A 14,632-nucleotide genomic window follows, 5' to 3' on the forward strand; every position below is an offset into this window, starting at 1 on the left:
GAGCGACACCCGCTCGCCCACACCCGCAGGAGATCGGAGGGGCGAGCGGGCTGTCTCACAGTTCGGCGAATTCCCGGTTTCCGGCAGCGGATTCCCCGCACCATTGGCTGATGCACACCTCCGACTCCGTGCTGCTGCCACGTTTCGTCCTGTCGCGCGCCGCCGCCGCGGGCCTGGACCCGGCCCGCCTAGCGCGCGAGGCCGGCATGCCGGGCTGGCTACTGGAGGACGGCGATGCCCGGGTGTCCAGTGACTACTTCCCGCGGCTGTGGGAGCTGCTGGAGTACGAGCTGGACGACCCGGAGGTCACCCTGCGGGCCACCGGCAGCTACCGGCTGGGGGAATTCGGGCTCATCGACTATCTGATCTCGACGGCCGAGACCGTCGGCGCGGGGTTCGGCGTCATGGGCCCGTTCGTGGGAGCGGTCTCGACCAATTTCCGCGTCGAGCCCGGCGCGCAGACCGAGACCGAGTCCACCTTCGACATCTACACCGTCAATACCGAGGGCCGCGGCCGCGACCTGTCGGTACAGATGGCGCTGGCCTCCCTGATCTCGCGCGTACGCCAGACGACCGGCCGCCCGATGGATCCGGTGCGCATCCGGTTTCGCGAACGTGCACCCCGCCGCCTCGACGCCTACACCGAGCAGTTCGGCACGGCGCGGCTGGATTTCGGCGCTCCGGTCGACCGCATCACCTTCCGCAACGCGGATTTCGAACTCCCCCAGATCACCGCGGACCCGCTGCTGGCAGCGGTACTACGCCGCCACGCCGCCACCATGCCGCCCCCGCCGCCGCGCACCACGGAGTGGCCCGACCGGGTGGCCGCGGTGCTTGCCGAGGTCCTCGACGGCACCGACGCGATGCTCGACCAGGTCGCCCGCCGCCTCTACACCAGCCCGCGCACCCTCCAGCGCCGCCTCGCCGAATCCGGCACCACCTGGCGGCTCGAGGTCGACCGCGCCCGCAAACGTCACCTCGAAGATCTCGAATCCGGCTGGGCCGCCGAACACGACGGCGACACGCCATGATCCGCCGAAGTCCCAGCGGGTACCCACTCCGGCAAGGTGACCCGAGGTGGCGCGGGCGCGGCGGTGCGGCCGGGCGCATGGAGCAGCGATCATGACCGCCTCGGACAGTGTGCTGTTGGCCCGGTTCGTGCTGACGCGAGCCCGGGCGGCGGGTTTGGATCCGGTCGAATTGGCGCGGGCGGCGGGAATCGGGGCCGACGCGCTGGACGGGCCGCCGGGAAGCATTCCGGCGCAGTGCTATCCGCGATTATGGGAATTGTTCGAGCGCAGGGCGGAATTGCCGCACGTGGGACTGCGGGCGGCCGAACGGTACGGAATGGGGGAACTGGGGATGATCGATTATCTGCTCGCCACGGCGTCGACGGTGGGCGAAGGGTTCAGGGCCGCAGAGGAATTCGGACCGATGCTGTCGACGACGCGACACTTGGCCGTGGTCGGCGAGGACGACCGGCACGTCACCTTCGCGGCGGAGTGCGCCGAGGAGGGCCGGGGCGCGGAGGTCGCGGCGCAGGCGAGCTTCGCCTTCGTGACCGGTCGCGCACGCCTCGGTGCTCGGACACGGATCGCGCCGGCCGCGGTGACCCTCCGGGAACGCGCGCCGCGCCACCACGCGCCGTATACCGAGTTCTTCGGCACGGCCGCGGTCGATTTCGGCGCCGATGCCGACACACTCACGCTGCATCACGCGGACCTGGGCCGGCGGCAGTGCACCGCCGATCCGGGGCTGGCGGCCGTGCTGCGCCGGGCCGCCGCGGTGGCGACCCTCTCCGCCCCGCCGGCGCGCGCCTGGGCCGATCTGCTTGCCGCCGAGCTCGATTCACTACCGTCGCTGGGCACGGTGTCGATCCACGGCATGGCCCGGCGGCTGGACACCAGCCCGCGCACCCTGCAGCGGCGGCTGGCCGCGGCCGGAACCAGTTGGAGCCGGGAGCTGGCGAGCGCTCGCCGCCGGGCCGCGTGGTGACGGGCGGCCGTGACTACTCGATCCGACTCTCACGACAGCATTCTGATGGCCCGGTTCACACTGGAGCGGGCGGCCCGGGCGGGGCTCGACCCGGAGCGGATCGCCCGGCTGGTCGGGGTCCCCGCCTGGCGCGAGGGCGGCGAGGAGACGCGGGTGTCGTCCCGGTATTGCCTGCGGGTGTGGGAGCTGCTCGAAGAGGAAACCGGTGACCCGGATATCGCCCTGCGGGTGCCGGAGGACAGCGCCACCGGCGAATTCGGGCTGCTGGAGTACTTGTTCCTGTCGGCCGAGACCCTGGGCGCGGCACTGGACGCCTGCGTACGCCACACCGGCAGTCTGACAACGAGTTACAACTTCCGGGTCGCGAATCGCACCGAACACGAGGTCTGCTACGAGGTGCTGTCCGGGGTGGAGGACTGCCGCGGGCGGGAACTGTTGGTGCAGGCGGTTTTCGCGCTCCTCGTGCGGCGGGGCCGGGCGGCCACTCGCTCCCCGATCGTGCCCGCGCGGGTGACCTTCCGGCAGGCCGCGCCCGTCGACCTCACCGCCGTCACCGAGCTGTTCCGCACCCGCACAATCGATTTCGGGAGCCCGGTCGACTCCCTGACGCTGCGGACCGCGGATCTGGCGCTACCCATGAAGTCGGCCGATCCCGAATTGACGGCCGTGCTGCTGTCCTACGCGGCCACGCTGCCGGCCACTCCCGATTCCGGCGTCACCTGGCTGGAACAGCTCGGCGACGTCCTCGACGGCGCCCTCGACGAGGGCATGGCGACACTGGAAGTGGTAGCGCGGCGGCTGCTGACCTCACCAAGATCACTGCAACGCCGCCTGACCGAGGCCGGAACCACCTGGCGCCGTGAGGTGGATCGGGCGCGTCGCCGCAGATTGCAACGGGCCGAACACCTTCCACGCGCTCAGCAGGCGGAATTCCTGGGATACGCGGATCCGGCCAGCCTGCGGCGGGCCGTGCACCGCTGGCGCGAACGCGACGATCAATGAAAGAGGGACCCCGCGCGCAGGCCGAAATCGCACCTACCATACGGTATCCCGGCAACCACACAGCAAGGTTGGCGTGTCCCGGCCCGGTTTGGCGTCTTCGGAACTCCCGCGCGACGCGGGCGGACACAAAACTGGACGGAAACGCCAGGCCGTGCCTGCCGCGAGGCTCGCCACGGCGTTTGCGATGCGTGGTTGTGGCCGACGCTGTCCACGGCCATGCGTCCCCATCCGGCCCGGTCTTCGATTGGAGCTTCCTCGTGCCCCACACCGCAGAAACCGCCACCGCCTACGTCGTCACCGCCGTGGAGGCCAAGGGCACCGCCACCCGGCACGACTTCGATATCCCGAGCATCGTCAGCATCACGCACAGCCTCACCGAGAGCTGGGATTTCAACAGCGTGGACCCGAACATGTTCTGGAACATCGTCGCCACCTTCCTCGAGCACTGAGCTCGGCCGCGCCCTGCGGCCGTCAGCCCCGCCCCAGCTGAATCGCCTTGACCAGCAGCAGGATCGCACCGACGACCAGATAGGCGCGCAGGGCGATCATGCCCAGCCGGGTACCGGCTGACCAGGTCACCGGTTCCAGCAGGGTCAGCGGCGGCATCCGCCAGGTGTCCTTCGCGGACTCCTCGAAGTGGGGCCGCGGCGGGGGCGCGAGCGCCCCGCGTTGCGTGAACCTCAGCGCCACCACCGCGATCACGGCCAGGACCACCAGCGCCACCGCCAGGTATCCGGCCGTGGCGACCACATCCAGGTCCGGGAACAGCGTGGTGGCCATGAGGATTCCCGAAAGCAACAGCAGCACGCCGACAATGATCGCCGCCACGATGTTCAGCCAGGTGCGATTCACCCACGGCCCGAGCACCTGCGGGTCGTTGCACAGCAGCAGCAGGAACACGCTGGCGCTGGGCAGCAGCAGCCCGGCCAGCGCCTGCACGGCGGTGGTGATCAGACCCAGGGGCGCACCCGGGATCAGCACGATGCCCGCGGCGAGCACCACCATCGCGATATAGGACAGATAGAACTGCCTGGCGTCCTTGAACCCGCGGTGCAGCGAGTGCTTGATGCCGAACACATCGCCGAAGGCGTAGCTGGTGGCCAGGGTGACCGCCGCCGCACCGATGATCGACGCATCCAGCAGCACGATCGCGAAGACCGATCCCAGCATGTGGTGGACATTGCCGAGCAGGCGCGCGATGTCGCCCGCGTCGATGAACTTCCCGACCGTGTCGTTGGCGCGCGCGGCGTAGTCGGCGGTCATCATGAGCGCGGCCGCGCCGATCACCACGACGAACGCACCCAGGGTGGTGTCGGCCCGCTCATAGCCGATGAACCGCGGGGTGATGCGCTTGTCGACGATATTGGACTGCTGGAAGAACAGCTGCCACGGCGCGACGGTGGTGCCGACGATCGCGATGATCAGCAGCACCGCGTCCGAGCTCGCCCCGCCCGAGATGCCGGGTACCACGAAGTTCTTCGCGGCGCGTCCCCAGTCGGGATGCGACAGCAACAGCATCGGGATCTGCAGCAGGGTGATCAGGATGAAGACGAACATCGCCCGTTCCCACCGCTGGAAGCTGCCGGTGGCCATGATCGCCACCAGCGCCGCGGCCGCCACCGGTACCACGATGTACTTCGAGATGCCGAAATACTCCGCGGCCAGGCTGACACCGATGAACTCGGTCACGATGGTGAGGAAGTTCAGAACGAAGAGATCGCCCACCGAGAACCAGCCCCAGCCGCGGCCGAAGCGCTCGTTGATGAGCCGCGCATGCCCGACGCCGGTGACCGCGCCCAGGCGAACCACCATCTCCTGGTTGACGATCAGTACCGGGATCAACAGCAGCAGCACCCACAGCAGGCTGTAGCCGTAGTTCTGCCCGGCCTGCGCATAGGTGGCGACACCACCGGCGTCGTTGTCACCGACCATGACGATCAGCCCGGGGCCGATAATGGCCAGCAGCGTCAACATCCGGGTCTTGAACGTGCGCGAATGCTCGATGTCACCGACCCTGATCTTGCCGAGCGCGCCCTCGATATCACCCAGGTGCGCCGAATCCAGCACGGCCGACTGACGATTCGTCACCACTGTGGCGGAATCCTTGACTGCGGTGGACTTCTCGGCGGTCGCGGGCTTCTCGGCGGTCGCGGGGTTCTCGGCGGCAGTGGGCCGTCCGCTCCCCCCTGGCGGCTGCGGTCCGGATCCATTAGGGGTGGAACGGTTTTCCTCGGTATTGGTCATAGCTGTGCCGCGCCGTCCGGGTTGTCACTGGATCCGGTGGTGACCGGCCGAGGCGGCCGGGGCGCGGGTTCCCGGCGCCGCCAGTCCTCGGGAATGACATCCTCGAGCACATCGTCGACGGTGACCACGCCGAGCACCCGGTCGGCGTCGTCCACCACCGGCACGGCGTACAGGTTGTAATCGGCCATCAGCAAGGCGATGTCGGTGATATCGGTCTCGGGCGCGACCCGCACCGGATCGGCGTCCATGATGTCGGCGACCGGCGTGGCCGGGTCGGTTTGCAGCAGCGCGATCACCGAGACCACGCCCACCAGGTGGCCGGACTCGAGTACGTGCACCTTCAGCAGGGCCTCCGGCTGCAAGGCGTGCGCGGCCGAGACCACCGAAAGCGCCTGTGCCGCCGCGGCATCCAGCGGACACGAGACGAAGTCGACGTTCATCAGTCCGCCGGCGCTGTCGGGATTGAACCCCATCAGCGTGACGACCTTGACGCGCTGCCCGGGCGGCATCAGATCGAGCACACGCCGGCGGCGTGACTGCTTGAGCTCGATGATGGAGTCGGCCGCGTCGTCGGCGCGCATGCGCCCGAGCAGGGCCGCGACTTCCGAATCGGACATGTCGTTGAGCAGGCGGCTGGACTTGTCGGAGTCGAGCTCCTCGAAGACGTCCGCCTCCAGTTCGGGATCGTCGTGCACTTGATCCAGGATCTCGTCCTGCTCGTGCTTGTCGGCGTCCTCCAGCAGGTCGGCGATCTCAGCGGGCTTGAGCCCGCGCAATCGGCTGCTGACCCGCAGCGTCAGCGACTGCTCATGGCCGATCAGCGGCTCGAACGCCTTCCAATCCCGGGAGGCGTGCCCGCCGCTGGACTTGATCAGCCCGAACAGGCGAGCCGGACGGCGGGTGTCCAGTCGCGCCAGCACCCAGCCCGAACCGGAGTCGTCGGGCGCGCCGACCCGATCGAGCTCGACATCGTAGGCGCGCACCAGCTCCACCGCCTCCACATCGATCAGCCGGTGACCGAGGATGTCGGCGCGCAGCAGCACCTCACCCGCCCGCCGTTCGAAGGACCGCAGGTCGACCTTGTTGACCGAGAGAACGATCCGATCGGCTTCGAACAGCCGAATGCGTTCGGCGGAGACGAACACATCGCGCCCGCCCATCCCGACAACCACACCGATCACCGGCGGATAGGCGTCGCCACCCGGCAGGCGCACGATGAGGTCGTCCACCCGGCCGATGGTCTCCCCCGACGCGGCGATCACGGGCGCCTTCAGCAACTGCGACAGATGCACCGTCGCAACCGACTCCGGTTTCGACGATACTGTGGGTTCGGTCATATGCGCTCCTGACTCGGCGTCCCGGATTTCCGGCGGCCACGGGCAAACATTGCACGGTGGTCGGCACTTCTCGTCGAATAATGGCCCAACGGCGGGCGTCCGGCAGACGAACGACGCGCCCATTGAGTGATATGTCCGAATTGACGAATTAATCCTCTACTGCCAAACTTGTGGCGTCAATCAGCACCTCGCTAGGCGAGGCTCCTGTACGAACACAGGCCACTGATCCGACGACGTCGAGAGACGCCCAGGGTTAGGACAGGTTTCCCCGGATTAAGGGGTCACCCGAAGTGGCTTCCCAAGGTCATATTTCATTGGGGATACGTCGTACAGTGCCGAAGCTCCGACGAGAGGGGTGCTCGCCTCCGGTCTTCTGCCGTGGCGACTCCTCGTGTGCCCCGTGCTCAGCGCCTCCGTGCGCTCCGGCCGCAAGGAGGTGAGGACGACCAATGGCCCCCGGCGATAGTCCATATCCGAGTCATCCGTTCCACTCACCCGTTTGCGGGTGGAAACACGCCACACGACTCTGACCTCTCACCACACCGCACACGACGCATATCCCATTGCGCGGCCGTGTAATTCGTGCTGGCCTTTCCACCCTCATTCGAAATCACCCACCCCGAATTTCGAAGGTTCACCGATGAGGAAAATCACCGCGTACAGCCTGGCCGCCGCCGTCACCGCGGGCATGCTCGCTTGCAATGCACAGGATGCCGATGCCGCTGCGCCGGGCATCCACTGGACCGCTCGGGTGGTCGACAAGTCCGTCGTGGTCACGACCGACCTGGGCTCGCTGACCACGCAGGACGGTCAGTTCCAGGTGTGGGACGGCAATGGCGGCCTGGTCACCCAGTTCCCGCTCGAGTTCATCACCGATGACGGTCTGGCCCACCCGATCGCCGCCCGGATCGACGGCAACAACGCCACCCTCACCCCGAACATGGACCCGGCCGCCGCCGTCCCCGCCCCGGCCCTGCCCGCGCCGGTGCGGAAGAACGTCGCGAGCCAGGCCGACCAGGATGCCGCGTTCTCCGCGGCGGTCAACCAGTTCGGTCTGGCCACCTCCATGGGCACCCTGATCGGCACCCTCATCGGCGGCGCGGCCGGTTGCGCCATTGGCGCCGCGGGCGGCGCCATCGGCGGCGTCGCGGTCATGTCGGTGCCGACCGGCATCGCGGGCTGTCTCGCCGGCGCCGCCATCGGCATTCCGCTGGGCGCGGCGGCCGGTCTGGTGCTGACCGGTGTACCCGCCGCCATCGCGGTCGGCATCGGCCTGGCCCAGCGCCTGTCCGCGCCCGACTCCACCCCGGCCCCGGCGCCTGCCGCCTAGCGGGCAGTTCGGATTGCACCGGTGAAACCCGTTGCGGCGGTGAGTGTCTCAATCCTCGCCCCCGCTGCCTTCTTGTCCGGCAGCGGGTTCGGGACGGTCACACACCGTCTACCGAGAGGGTGGCCTGCATGAGAGCCATGGCCCCCGCGCACGGGTCCGGTTGCGCCGCGTGGTCGCGGTTCTGGACCCACCAGGTGACGGTGCCGGTGTCGGAGGCGGTCACCGCGCAGGTGCTCGGATCCTTCGGGTCACGCCAGTACATGCCGCCGAAGTGCTTGATCACCAAACGCTCGATCTGATAACCGAATTGGTCAGCGATCTGGACCTCACGGCTCAGGGTGTCGTTCTCCAGCCAGGCGTAGGTGATGTCGACCGCACCGCCGCTCGGACCGGTGGCGGTCCAGTTGCAGACGGTGGGGGCGCTCTGCTGTTCGATACCCGAGACGTGCAGGTTGCTCGCGATCTTCTGATCCTCCAGCGGGCCGCAGCCAGCCAGCAGGTTCGGGTCGTCGGCAGCCCGCACAGGTGTTTCCTTCGGGCCGTGCGAGCACCCCGTGAGTGCGGCGATCAGCAAGGCCGCCAAGGCGATTCGCGATCGAACCGTGCGCATTACCCCTGCCCCGCCTTCGTCAGAGTGGACGCAGCCAGCTGTTCCAGTCCCTTGCAGGGCTCCTTGGCGGTCTCCGTGATCGCGGCCCGCTCCGACCAATCGATGAAATCGCTGTCCCCGAACGGAAGTGCCACCTCGCACGACTGCGGCCCCTTCCATTCGATGCCGGATTGCCCGGCCACCTGGACGTCGGACGGGCGCGCGTCGGTGATCTGAGTCCGGCGGTCCGCGAGCGGACTGCCCCGGAACCAGTGGAATACCACCGCGTAGCCACCGCCCGAGGGCCGCTGCCACGCACATCCCAGCGGATTCATCGCCACTCGCTGCAGCCCATTGAGCCCGGTCGCCTGGCCGACATCGGCATCGGCCACCCCGCCGCACAGTCCGATGGTGTTCGGCGACGGCATCACCGCCGCCTTGGATGTGGTCGTCGCCGGGGTCGCCTGCTGATTCGACGAGCCGCCGCAGCCCGCGATCGCCGCCCCGATCAGGGCGATCCCCGCCACCGCGCTCACCGCTCTCGTCACGCCGACCAGCGTAGGCGAACCGCCCGAATCGTGCGATCGGCGACGCGGCGGCCGATGAATCCGCGTGTGAGCACTGTGCGGGGGTCCGGCCGAATGACAACCGATGACGACCCCGGATCTCCCGGCGGATGCTCGTAATTCTTTCCGGTGTTCGGCGACGCCCTGATGCTTATTTCCGCGTGCTGTTTCTTTAATAGATGCGGATTCATCCTCGACTCTCGAACTCACCATTCCGAATCGTCCGCGACGACACCGCCGATTCCTCGGCCTGGCCGCGTCGATCCTGTTCACCCTGGTCGGCGGCCAGTGGGCGGCGCGGTCGCGGCGGGCGGAGAAGGTGCTCGTCCCGGCGCTGGACGTGCTGCAGTCGGTGCCGGCGCTGGTCTCCATACGGTGACGGCCTTCGTCCCGCTGTTCCGGCGGGCGCGCCGACCTGCCCGACCTCGCCGCCGGGCTGCGTTACGAGGTCGACGATCTGATGCCGCTGATGGACGCCGCGCAGCGGCAGTTGCCAACGCCATCGACCGGGGACGCTACGGCGAACTGTACGAATACGACGCCGACGAGCACCTGCTGATCCGGGACGCGGCGGCCCGAGTCAGTTGTCCCGGCGGGCGCGGGCGCGACGCTTGCCCTCGTGCATGGCCTGCACCCGGGCCACCGGGATGGTGTGTCCCTCGGCGATGAGATCGGCTGGGAGAGACCGGGGTTCGGGCATGGCCTCGGCCCAGGGATCGCGGTCGCCGAGAATCTTGGCCGCCGTGCGAATCGTGAAGTCGTGCGGGTCGATATTCGGCAGGTCCGCCCAGCCGACCGGGAACGAGACGGTCGCGCCCGGGCGGATGCGCGGGCTGTAGACCGACACCACCGTCGCGCCGCCGGCGCGGGTCGAATCGAGAAAGACCTTGCCGCCCCGGTCTTCTCGAATGAACGCGGTGGTGGCGAGCTGCGGATCGAGACGTTCGGCGCGCGCGGCGATCGCCCGGGTCGCCGCCGCGGCATCCTCGAGATCGACGCCCGGCACGACCGGGACGAAGATGTGAACGCCCTTGGAGCCACTGGTTTTCACCGCGCCCGCCAGCCCGTCCGCCGACAGCGCTTCCCGAATGAGCTGCGCGGCCCCGACGACCTGCGCGAAGGGCTGATCCGGCGCCGGGTCGATATCCAGCACGAGATGCGTTGGGCTGCCGGAATAGTCGGCCAGACCCTCTGCGTACAGCAACGTCACGTGGTATTCCACCGCGCGCTGATTCCCGAACCACAGCAACGTCCGCACGTCATCGCAGAGCGCGTAGGACACCTCCCGCTTCGAGCTGCCCGCCCACAGTGTCACCCGCCGCACCCACTCCGGCGTGTACTTGGGCAGATTCTTCTGCATGAACGGCTCCTGCCCCGGCCGCACCCGCACCACCGACAGCGGCCGCTCCCGCAGTGACGGCACCATCCGCTCCCCGATCGCCTCCAGATAGTCGATCAAATCGCCCTTGGTGGCCTCGGCCCCGTCGAACAAGGGACTGTCGAGACTGGAGAACTTCAACCCGGCCCGCACGTCATCGCCCATCGGCCCACCATGCGCCACACCCGTACCGCCGTCAACCATCCCGGCCGTGACGCCCGGGGCCGGTCCGGGCCGTCACCCGATGTCGACGACCCTTGCCCAGGCGGGCGGGCGGTCCGGTACGTACTCCGGATCGTCTTCCCCCCAGGCGGAGTCCCGGCGGAACAAGCCCACCACCGTACGGCACGCGGGCCGGGCGGGCGGCCAGGGTGTCTGACCGTCCGTCAGCACCACGATCACATCCGGACGGGGTTGCGCGCGTAGCGCTTTGGCGAAGCCGGTGCGCAGATCCGTTCCACCGCCACCGATCAGCGGAATGCCCTCGGCACGGCACAGGGGATCCGAGATCCGGGCCGCGGCGTCGCACGACAGCACGGTGACCGAATCACGGCGGCCGCCCACGGTCCGGGCGATGGCTGCCGTTTCGAGCAGCGCGCTGCCCAGCTCGGCGTCGCTGACCGACCCCGAGGTATCGATGATCACGGTGACGCGGGGTGGGGTGCGCCGCAGGCTCGGCAGGACGACGCCGGGCACTCCGGCCGAGCGCCGCGCGGGCCGCCCGTAGGTGTAGTCCTCGCCGACGCCGGGGGCGGAGGCCGCCGAGCGGATCGCCGCTCCCAGCAGATCCCGCCACGGCTGTGGCGGGTGCACCGCCTCCTCCGCCCACCGGCGCCACCCCTCGGGGGTCTGCCCCGGACGGCCGATAATGCCCTGCGCCACGCGAAATCGGACGGCGTCGCGTTCCTGTTCGCTCAGCCCGTCCGCGCCGTCCGGCCCCAGTTCCCACTCCCGGTCGAGGCCGTCGGCGCCGCTGCCGCAGTCCAGCCAGGCCAGGTCCGCGGTGCTCGGCCCGAGACGGAACTGACGCAGGTAGTCCTCCATGAGCTCACCGGAGCCCAGCCCCAGCGTCGACGGCAGCACGGCCCCCTCGGGCTGGACCAGACCGTCGCCGAACGCGTCGTCGTTGATCTCGGCATCCGCGGCGATATTCATCCGCAGTCGCTCCGCCGGGCCGGTCAGGTCGTGTTCCCGGGCGAATCGGTCACTGCGCCTGTGATGTTCACGCAGCAGATGCGACACCTCATGCACCAGGACGGAGGCCAGGTCCTCCACCGGCGTGTAGTTCACGAACGCCGGTGACACGTAGCACCGCCAGTACCGGTCCACACCCATCGTCGGCACCCGTGGCGACTCGACCGGGTGCAGCGCGAACAGCGCGGTCGCCAGGTATGGCCGGGCCCGGGCGGCCAGCAGCCGGGCGGCGAAGAGCTTGTCGAAGTCGAGCCGCGCGGTGTCCGGTGTCATCGGCCCGCCTGCGCGGCGACCCGGGCCGCGGCGCGGTCCGCGCCCTGCGACACCGACACCATGCCGGCCAGTCGTTCGATCGAGGCGGGCACGTCCCAGTCGTCCCGGCGCAGGGTGGCGAGGGTAGTCGCGGGGACGACCACCAGGTCGGGCGCCCCGGATTCCGCGGCCTTCACCAGCAGCACCCATGCCGCATCCCAGCGGGATCGCTCCGGTCGCCGGCGGACAGCCGCCACCACACCGTCGAGCACGACCTGACGGAGATCGCCACGCTCGGGCAGCTCGGCGGCGGCCGGATCGGCGAGCAGCGTCTCCGGGTCGGGCAGGTCCATCCGGTCGATGCTGGTCAGCAGTTCGAAACCGGGACCGTCGCCGACGGCTCCCCGGACCAGCAGGGACAGCACATCCCGTCCGGAGCCGGCCGCGGTGGCGAAGGCGATCAGCCGTACTGTCATCTCCCAGCTGCGCGGCGACGGCCAGGCGCCGCCCCGTCGGGTTTCGGTGCTGGGCAGCTGATGGACGAGTTTGGGACGCGCCGCGAGCAGCGCGCACACTGCGCGGCGGGCGAAAGCCACTGCCTCCGTGACCTTTTCCGGAGCGAGCGTGGGCAAGGTCGCGCGCGGCCAGGTGCCGCCGAGACCCCGGACGACCACATCGTGATCGTGTGTCCACTGCAGATGCACGAAGCGGTTGGCCAGCGGCGGACTCAGCTCCCAGCCGTCGGCCGCCGAGGAGCGCGGGTTGGCGGCGGCGACGACGCGGACACCGTCCGGCAGGCGCAGCGCACCGATCCGCCGTTCCAGGACCAGGCGGAGCAGGGCGGCCTGCACGGCCGGCGGCGCGGTCGACAGTTCGTCCAGGAACAGCAGCCCGCGACCGGCCCGCACGAGCCGGACGGCCCAGTCCGGCGGCGCCATCGGCACGCCGTGCGTCGCCGGGTCGTCTCCGATGATGGGCAGGCCCGAAAAGTCCGACGGCTCATGCACACTCGCGATCACCGTGGTCAGTGGCAGATCCAGGGATGCGGCGAGCTGGGTCAGGGCCGCGGTCTTGCCGATCCCGGGCTCGCCCCACAGCAGCACCGGCAGGTCGGCGGCCACCGCCAGCGTCAGCGCGTCCAATTGAATGTTCGGGCGCGGCTCGGTGGTCACCGCGCCCAGCAGGTTCAGCAGTTCACCTGCGACGTCGAGTTGGGAAGGGTGGGCGCGCTCCGCGGTCGGAGCGCACGTGTTTTCTACGGGCACGTGTGAATCACCTTTGGATGTAAAGGAATTGAGGAATGGATCAGCGTGAGGTCGCGTGGCGCGGATGCGCGCGACCGCCGTTGCGGCGACGCCGAAGGGTGTGATCGCGACCGACCGGCGGGGTGAGCCCGGCCCGGAACAGTCCGTAGCCGATCCGCCGTCGCGCGGACGCTTCCAGTTCGTCCCGGAGCGCTCCCGCACGCAGCAGCGCGTCGGGGCCGAGCAGACCTTCGACGACGGCCAGCGCACCGGCGGTGTCGCCGTGGTCCAGCCGTTCACGAACGCCGACAAGACAATCCGGATGTCGATGCGCCTGGTCGATCGCCTGCAGGCAGGGCAGCGGAGTGCCGGTCAACGCGACCAGCAGCTCCTCCCTGCGGATCTCCGCCGGATCGTGATCCAGCGCGGCCAGCACCCCGTTCACCAGTCCGATGCGGTGCAGCTCGCCCCTGCAGTCCACCAGGTGCGGCCGGCTCGCCGGATCGGCGATCGGAGAGGTATCGACCGGCGAGTGATCCGGTACCAGTGCCGACGCGACAAGTGGATGCAGCCGATCCGGCGTGATGGCTCCGGCACGAAGCAGTTCCAGATCGGGCAATGCCCAAGTCGCCGCGTCGGGCAACACCGGCAGCGCGGACATCCCGCCCCGCGGATACGTCTCCTCGATCCGCAATACCGGCGAATCTTCGTCGGGCACGGACACATCGACGACGATCCGCCGCCGGGCGCCGCACCGAATCAGGACAGGACCGGCCCGGCGCCCCTGGGCCTGCAGCAGTATTCCCGCCTCGGCCGCCCATCGGCCGACGGCGCACCCCGGCGGCACCAGCTCCGACAGCTCGGAGTCCAGCGTGCCCTCATCGGCGAATTGCGCTGCACCGGAACGCATCCACAACTCATCTGCACGGCGGGCATCCCACAGATGACGGTGCAGATCGAGCCGGAATCGCCGATTGGGACGGGAATGCGGGTGCAGGTCGGAACCGGAGCGGGATCCGTCCCAGAGTGCGAGGCCGATTCGCTGGCCCGCATCCACCCAAGCGGGCGCGGTCCGGACGACGAGATGCACGGAACATTCGCTGCCACAACGGCTTCCGGAGTTCTCCGGATCGTATCGCGCCAGGGTGATCGTCAGCCCCGGTCGAAGCAGACCGTCAGGAGCAATCCTCGGCAGGTGCCAGCGCAACAGGTCCGGCGCCAGGTGGCGTAGATCGGCCCGCACCCGAGCGGCAAGTTCCCGGCCGTGGGCGCGCACCAGCGCACGCATATCGATATCGACATCGAAACCCGCTGCGGCACAAGCCCCAGCCCAGTCCCCGACACAACGCCGGGCGGTCGCGGTCTCGATCATGGACGGCGGCACGGCGAACTCACGCACGCGCAGCCAGAAGGAAAAGCGGGAATCATCCCAATTCGTACTCGAAGTGCGCATCAGCACTCACCTGGCACGAACGGGACCCCCAATCTTTGCTCAGCAGGA

The 14,632-nt window shown here is 69.2% G+C and carries 13 protein-coding genes and 1 riboswitch; of the genes, 5 read left to right on the forward strand and 8 right to left on the reverse strand.

Features of this window, described 5'->3' with window-relative positions; genetic code table 11:
* Window positions 1-110: 110 nt before the first annotated feature.
* The 4 genes from ABZ909_RS15475 to ABZ909_RS15490 all read left to right on the forward strand — a co-directional run bounded on the left by ABZ909_RS15475 (window position 111) and on the right by ABZ909_RS15490 (window position 3,446).
* On the forward strand, window positions 111-1,031 hold the full coding sequence (locus tag ABZ909_RS15475) for an AraC family transcriptional regulator ligand-binding domain-containing protein (RefSeq protein WP_356999417.1): 921 nt from the start codon (window positions 111-113) through the stop codon (window positions 1,029-1,031).
* 91 nt (window positions 1,032-1,122) lie between these two features.
* A complete protein-coding gene (locus ABZ909_RS15480) occupies window positions 1,123-1,995 on the forward strand; it encodes an AraC family transcriptional regulator ligand-binding domain-containing protein (protein WP_356999419.1) in 873 nt (290 codons plus the stop codon).
* Window positions 1,996-2,004: 9 nt separating this feature from the next.
* On the forward strand, window positions 2,005-2,997 hold the full coding sequence (locus tag ABZ909_RS15485) for an AraC family transcriptional regulator ligand-binding domain-containing protein (RefSeq protein WP_356999422.1): 993 nt from the start codon (window positions 2,005-2,007) through the stop codon (window positions 2,995-2,997).
* A 257-nt stretch (window positions 2,998-3,254) separates the two neighbouring features.
* Window positions 3,255-3,446: a hypothetical protein gene (locus ABZ909_RS15490; protein WP_354835950.1), complete on the forward strand. Its 192-nt coding sequence runs from the start codon at window positions 3,255-3,257 to the stop codon at window positions 3,444-3,446.
* A 22-nt stretch (window positions 3,447-3,468) separates the two neighbouring features.
* Here the strand turns inward: ABZ909_RS15490 and ABZ909_RS15495 are convergent, their stop codons facing one another.
* Together ABZ909_RS15495 and ABZ909_RS15500 are read right to left on the reverse strand one after the other, a co-directional pair.
* Window positions 3,469-5,064, reverse strand: a complete 1,596-nt coding sequence (locus ABZ909_RS15495; RefSeq protein WP_356999958.1) for an Nramp family divalent metal transporter — start codon at window positions 5,062-5,064, stop codon at window positions 3,469-3,471.
* 173 nt (window positions 5,065-5,237) lie between these two features.
* The gene (locus ABZ909_RS15500) at window positions 5,238-6,578 is read right to left on the reverse strand and encodes a CBS domain-containing protein (protein WP_356999424.1); all 1,341 of its coding nucleotides are present in this window, start codon (window positions 6,576-6,578) and stop codon (window positions 5,238-5,240) included.
* A gap of 180 nt (window positions 6,579-6,758) precedes the next feature.
* A riboswitch (M-box (ykoK) riboswitch) is annotated at window positions 6,759-6,940 on the forward strand.
* Between the two features lie 278 nt (window positions 6,941-7,218).
* Here ABZ909_RS15500 and ABZ909_RS15505 point away from each other — a divergent pair.
* On the forward strand, window positions 7,219-7,908 hold the full coding sequence (locus ABZ909_RS15505; RefSeq protein ID WP_356999427.1) for a hypothetical protein: 690 nt from the start codon (window positions 7,219-7,221) through the stop codon (window positions 7,906-7,908).
* Window positions 7,909-8,005: 97 nt separating this feature from the next.
* Here the strand turns inward: ABZ909_RS15505 and ABZ909_RS15510 are convergent, their stop codons facing one another.
* From ABZ909_RS15510 to ABZ909_RS15535, 6 genes are all read right to left on the reverse strand, one after another.
* The gene (locus ABZ909_RS15510) at window positions 8,006-8,518 is read right to left on the reverse strand and encodes a DUF3558 domain-containing protein (protein ID WP_356999428.1); all 513 of its coding nucleotides are present in this window, start codon (window positions 8,516-8,518) and stop codon (window positions 8,006-8,008) included.
* The gene (locus tag ABZ909_RS15515; RefSeq protein WP_356999430.1) at window positions 8,518-9,045 is read right to left on the reverse strand and encodes a DUF3558 family protein; all 528 of its coding nucleotides are present in this window, start codon (window positions 9,043-9,045) and stop codon (window positions 8,518-8,520) included. The genes ABZ909_RS15510 and ABZ909_RS15515 overlap by 1 nt, the downstream gene beginning before the upstream one ends.
* 598 nt (window positions 9,046-9,643) lie before the next feature.
* Complete coding sequence (locus tag ABZ909_RS15520) at window positions 9,644-10,606, reverse strand: ATP-dependent DNA ligase (RefSeq protein ID WP_356999432.1); 963 nt, start codon at window positions 10,604-10,606, stop codon at window positions 9,644-9,646.
* Between the two features lie 72 nt (window positions 10,607-10,678).
* Complete coding sequence (locus ABZ909_RS15525; RefSeq protein WP_356999434.1) at window positions 10,679-11,908, reverse strand: VWA-like domain-containing protein; 1,230 nt, start codon at window positions 11,906-11,908, stop codon at window positions 10,679-10,681.
* Window positions 11,905-13,152, reverse strand: coding sequence for a MoxR family ATPase (locus ABZ909_RS15530; RefSeq protein ID WP_356999437.1), 1,248 nt, complete (start codon window positions 13,150-13,152; stop codon window positions 11,905-11,907). Before ABZ909_RS15530 ends, ABZ909_RS15525 begins: the two co-directional genes overlap by 4 nt.
* 40 nt (window positions 13,153-13,192) lie before the next feature.
* Complete coding sequence (locus ABZ909_RS15535; RefSeq protein WP_356999440.1) at window positions 13,193-14,584, reverse strand: hypothetical protein; 1,392 nt, start codon at window positions 14,582-14,584, stop codon at window positions 13,193-13,195.
* Between the last annotated feature and the right edge of the window lie 48 nt (window positions 14,585-14,632).

The organism is Nocardia sp. NPDC046763 (assembly GCF_040645495.1).
GTDB lineage: Bacteria > Actinomycetota > Actinomycetes > Mycobacteriales > Mycobacteriaceae > Nocardia.